We start from the raw sequence: 5,330 nt of genomic DNA, 5'->3' as shown, positions 1-5,330 counted from the left end.
AACACCACAACAAACTCAGACCCACCAGAACCCGCACCCACCACCTCGAACAAACCAGCCCGAAACGGCACCTCCGCAGTCACATCGAAACCGACAGAAACGAATTCGACGACACGGCCGAGCACGTCGGCTTCCGATACCGGCTCGGCCGACAACGTCGGGGCGACCGCGTCGGCGTCGAGGACCAATTGCGATCCGACGCCGTCGATTTCGGGATAGATCGTTCGCACGGACTCGTGCCGGACGAGAACATCGCGAACAGCGAGATTGAGCGCCGACACATCGAGCTGCCCCGTCAGCCTGATCGCCACCGGAATGTTGTTCACCGCAGATGCAGTATCGAACCTGTTCAAGAACCACATACGCTGCTGCGCAAGCGACAACGGAATGATCTCCGGCCGCTCCTGCGGCACCAGTGGCGCCGCACCTCCCTCGCCCTGCGCGACTGCCTTGTCGACGAGTACCGCGAGCCCGGCAACGGTCGGCGCGTCGAAGAAGTCGCGGACGTCGGTGCGGATGTCGAAACGCGCATTGATGCGAGAGATGACCCTGGTGGCGATCAGCGAGTTACCGCCGATCGCGAAGAAGTCGTCGTCGGCGCCGATTGTCTCGGTACCGAGCACCTCACCGAACACAGATGCCAACGCCACCTCGGTCTCGGTGGACGGTTCTCGGTATTCGTTCGCCAGTGACGCGAAATCGGGCGCCGGCAGCGCCTTTCGGTCGAGCTTGCCGCTCGAACCGAGGGGGAACTCCGCGACCGCGACGAACAACGCGGGGACCATGTACTCGGGTAGCCGAGCCGCCACGACCTCGGCGAGACTCTTCTGCTCGATGTCCGCACCCGCCGCAGGTACCACGTATGCAACGAGAACGTCGCCGAGCGTCGCGTCCGCGTGAACGAGAGCTACCGCCTGCGAGACAGATTCGTGTTCGAGAACTGCCGTCTCGATCTCACCGAGTTCGATGCGCAGACCGCGAAGCTTCACCTGAAAGTCGGTGCGTCCCACGTATTCCAACATCTCGACGTCTGCGCGCGGAACCCACCGCACGAGGTCGCCGGTCCGGTACATTCGCTGTCCGGCCTCGAACGGATCGGCCACGAAGCGATCCGCGGTGAGGTCCGGTCGAGCCACGTACCCGCGCGCCAGCTGCACGCCAGCAAGATAGAGCTCTCCCTCGGCGCCCGAAGTCACCGGTCGTAGGCCGTCGTCCAACACGTACAGCCGCGTGTCGACCACGGCCCGGCCGATCGGTACCGATCCCGACTCCACCGCAGCGGTCTCGTAGTAGGTGACGTCGACAGCGGCTTCGGTCGGGCCGTACAGGTTGTGCAGTTCGGCGGAGCTGACGGCGTGGAATCGTGTCGTGGTCTGGGCGGGCAGAGCCTCACCGGACGCGAACACGTAGCGCAGAGTCCGGATTTCACGGATCGACGGTTCGGCGACGAACACCGCGAGCATCGACGGGACGAAGTGCGCAACCGTCACGTTGCGTTCTGTCATGACCCGGGCGAGATACGCGGGATCACGATGGCCGTCGTGTGCCGCGACGACGAGGCGCGCCCCGATCTGCAACGGCCAGAAGAACTCCCACACCGACACGTCGAACGTGAACGGGGTCTTCTGCAACACCACGTCGTCCGGGGTCAGGGTGTACTCGTCCTGTCGCCACTGCACGTTGCTGACGATCGCGCGGTGGGTTACCGCCACTCCCTTGGGGCGTCCGGTAGACCCGGAGGTGAAGATGACGTAGGCCAGTGCGTCGTCGGTAAGTGTCCGGACACGGTCGTCGTCGGTGAGTGGCGTCGACTCCAGATCGCCCAGGTCGAGCAGGTCGATCGACAGCACCTCGACCTCGGCGGGAAGATCGAGTGGCTGCGTGGACAGTCCGAGTACCGCTGCGGGCTGTGCGACGTCGAGTACGTAGGCGAGGCGGTCTGCCGGGTGATCGGGATCGAGAGGAACGTATGCCGCGCCGGACTTCACGATCGCGTACATGCCGACGAGAAGGTCGAGTGACCGTCGAATACCGAGCCCGACGAGAGACTCGGGGCCGATCCCCATCGACACGAGGTGTCGGGCGAGCCGATTGGCACGCGCGTCGAATTCTGCATACGTCAGCGATCGGCCGTCGAACTCGAGGGCGATCGCGTCCGGGGTACGGGCGACCTGTTCCTCGAACCGGGACACGAGCGTCGGTGGACCTGCCGGAGTGAGATCTCCCAACACCTCGGACGCGTCGGCGACGATCGTGTCGACGATGCCTGCGAGCCCGACCGATTCGAGCGCGCCCGGAACGACGTTCGACAGCACGACGGTGACGAGAGCCTCGGTTCCGAGTGCACCGCCCATGGCTGCTTCGAGTGCAGCCAGTTCGGCGTGCAGAGTCGTGTAGCTCACAGCCGTCTCGCCATGGGTCAACGCGATGCGACCAGGCGCAGCATCGACCACTGCGGCGATCACGCCCGGAAGTTCGTCCACGGTTACGCCGCCAGCAGCGCCCTGGCTCCGAGTGTTCGGCCGGCCATTCGACATCTTCAGTGTTCCTCCTACTTACCGCCGCGCTACGCGCCGAAATGCATCGCGTACACGAGACACACTACGAAACGCTGCGACTCGAACCGGCTTCGACTCCACGTTCACGATCGAGCGTATGTAGGTCACTGCATGGAGGCACCGGCTCCTCCCGGCTCGGCCACCAGGGCCTGTGCTTCCTCGATCAGTGAGGCAACGGTCGCGGCGAAGCCATCGGCACCGAGGGCAGGCAAAATGCCCGGCAACAGGCCGGTCAGTGCAACCGACAGCACGGCCTCGGGCTTGAGCGCGCCACCGGTCGACGCGGACACGGCCGACAGCTTCTCGTCGAGCTCGCCGAACGTCACGCTCTTGTCGCCGAACGAGACCGCGACGGTCGACGCGGCAACGACGGCTGCCGCCGACACCAATTCGGGCAGGTCGTCGATCGTCTTCGGCTTCGGCTTCGGCGCGGGCCGTGCACGCTCGGCCTCCGAACGCATGTCGACGCCGCGGATGATGCTGCCCGGATCCGACGTCAGCAGATCGAGAAGGCGGACGAACCGCTGCGCGAACAGTTCGATCGTCGCAGGCTCGAACAATGCCGTGGCGTAGTTGAACACGGCGTCGATTCCGATGAGATCGCCCGAGTCGTCGAAGCGTTCCGTCGCAGTCAACTGCAGGTCGACCTTGGCCTGCTCCAGACCGCTCTCCAACGCGGAGACCTCCAGGTCCGGCAGCGCGAAGGTGCCGGTCGCGAGGTTCTGGAAGGTGAGCATGACCTGGAACAGCGGGCTGTACGCGGCCGAACGCCTGTGTCCGACCACCTCCACGACCCGTTCGAACGGTACATCGGCGTTGCCGAACGCAGCGAGGTCTTTCTCTCGGACCTGAGTCAACAGATCCGCGAAGGTCGTGCTCGGCGTGACCGAGGTCCGAAGTACCAGCGTGTTGACGAACATGCCGACGAGGTCGTCGAGTGCGGCATCGCCTCGACCGGCGACCGGGGTACCGACGGTGATGTCCTGTTCGCCGCTCAGCTTCGACAGCAGGACCGCCAGTGCGCTGTGCACCACCATGAAGACCGTCGCATTGTGTTCCCGCGCAGCCTTCTGCACCCTCGCCGCGATGTCGGGCGCGACACCGAACTCGATACGCCCACCACGCATGGACGCCCGGGCAGGGCGCGGGAAGTCGGTCGGCAGCGCCAGTCGTTCGGGCGTGCCTGCCAGTGCGTCGGACCAGTACGCGATCTGACTGGACAGCACACTGTCGGCGTCGTCCTCGGATCCGAGGACCTCACGCTGCCACAGCGAGTAGTCCGCGTACTGCACGGGCAGTTCCGTCCACTGCGGTGCGTCACCTGCTGTGCGTGCGACGTACGCGGTCATCACATCTCTGATCAACGGACGCATCGAGAATCCGTCGGCGCTGATGTGATGGGCGACGAAGACGAGCACGAACTCCGATCCGGTGGCCTCGGTGATGGAAAACAGCTCGGCGCGCACCGGAACTGCGTTCGCGACATCGAAGCCAGCGGTGACGACCTCACCTACGACGGCAGGCACGTCGGTGGCCGAGATCTCGCGTAGTTCGAGCGCGGGAAGTGCCTCCGACATCGAGACGACGGATTGGATGGGCCCGTCCGCGGTGTCCGGGTAGCGAGTGCGCAGGATCTCGTGCCTGCGGAAGAGGTCACCCACTGCGGCTCGCAGAGCGGCGACGTCCAAGGCGCCGGTGAGTCGAATGGCCACCGGAATGTTGTAGGCATCCGAGCCTGGATCCACCTGGTTGAGGGTCCACATGCGCTGCTGCGCCAAAGACAGCGGAACGGATTCCGGACGCGTCCGTGCGACGAGTGGAATGCGTGCACCCTGTCCGACGTACGACTCCACCCGAGCCGCAAGCGTGCCGACCTTCGGTGCCTCGAACACCGAACGAACCGAGATCGACGCGTCCAGTGCAGCACCGAGGCGTGCGACGAGCTGCGTTGCCACCAGCGAGTTACCGCCGAGCGCGAAGAAGTCGTCGTCGAGTCCCACCCGAGCTACACCGAGCAGCTCGGAGTACACGCGGGCCACGATCTCCTCGAGCGGATTGGTCGGGGCACGGAACTCCGAAGCCTCGAACACTGGAGCGGGGAGCGCGACGCGATCGAGCTTGCCGTTGGCGTTGAGCGGCAACGCCGCCAGAACGACGAAGTCGGACGGGACCATGTACGACGGCAACGACGAACTCAACGCCGTTCGCACATCCTCGATGTCGACGGTCGCCGACGCGGAGGGAACCAAGTAGCCCACCAGTCGATCGCCGGTGTGCGGATCCGAGTACGAGATCACCACGGCGTCGGCGAGCATGTCCAGCGCTCGCATCGCTGCCTCGATCTCACCGAGCTCGATCCGGAAGCCCCTGATCTTGACCTGGAAATCGGAACGACCCGAGAAGACCAGCTCGTCGTCCGCGTTCCAGTACGCAAGGTCGCCCGAGCGGTACAGCCTTCCACCGTTCGGATCGAACGGATCTGCGACGAATCGTTCGGCGGTCAGGTCCGGGCGTCCCAGGTAGCCGCGAGCCAACTGTCCGCCGGCAAGGTAGAGCTCACCGGTGGTGCCTGCCGGGACGGGATGCAGGCGGGAATCGAGTACGTACACCTGGGTGTTCCACTCCGGTCGACCGATCGGAACGCTCGCACTTTCGTCGGAGGTCACTCGATGCGACGTCACCGATACCGCAGCTTCGGTCGGGCCGTACAGGTTGAACAATTCGGCGTCGTTGTGCTCGACGAATCGTCGAGCGGTATCACCCGGAAGCGCC

General features: G+C 65.0%; 2 protein-coding genes. Both read right to left on the bottom strand.

Features of this window, described 5'->3' with window-relative positions; genetic code table 11:
- On the bottom strand, window positions 1-2,537 hold a 2,537-nt coding region (locus tag A2J03_RS10800; RefSeq protein WP_156520317.1), incomplete at its 3' end, for a non-ribosomal peptide synthetase.
- A gap of 125 nt (window positions 2,538-2,662) precedes the next feature.
- On the bottom strand, window positions 2,663-5,330 hold a 2,668-nt coding region (locus A2J03_RS10795; RefSeq protein WP_156520316.1), incomplete at its 5' end, for a condensation domain-containing protein.

Source organism: Rhodococcus sp. EPR-157, from assembly GCF_001647195.1.
GTDB lineage: Bacteria > Actinomycetota > Actinomycetes > Mycobacteriales > Mycobacteriaceae > Rhodococcoides.
Note: the sequence above shows the minus strand (reverse complement) of the source record. Positions and strands in the feature narration are given on the sequence as shown.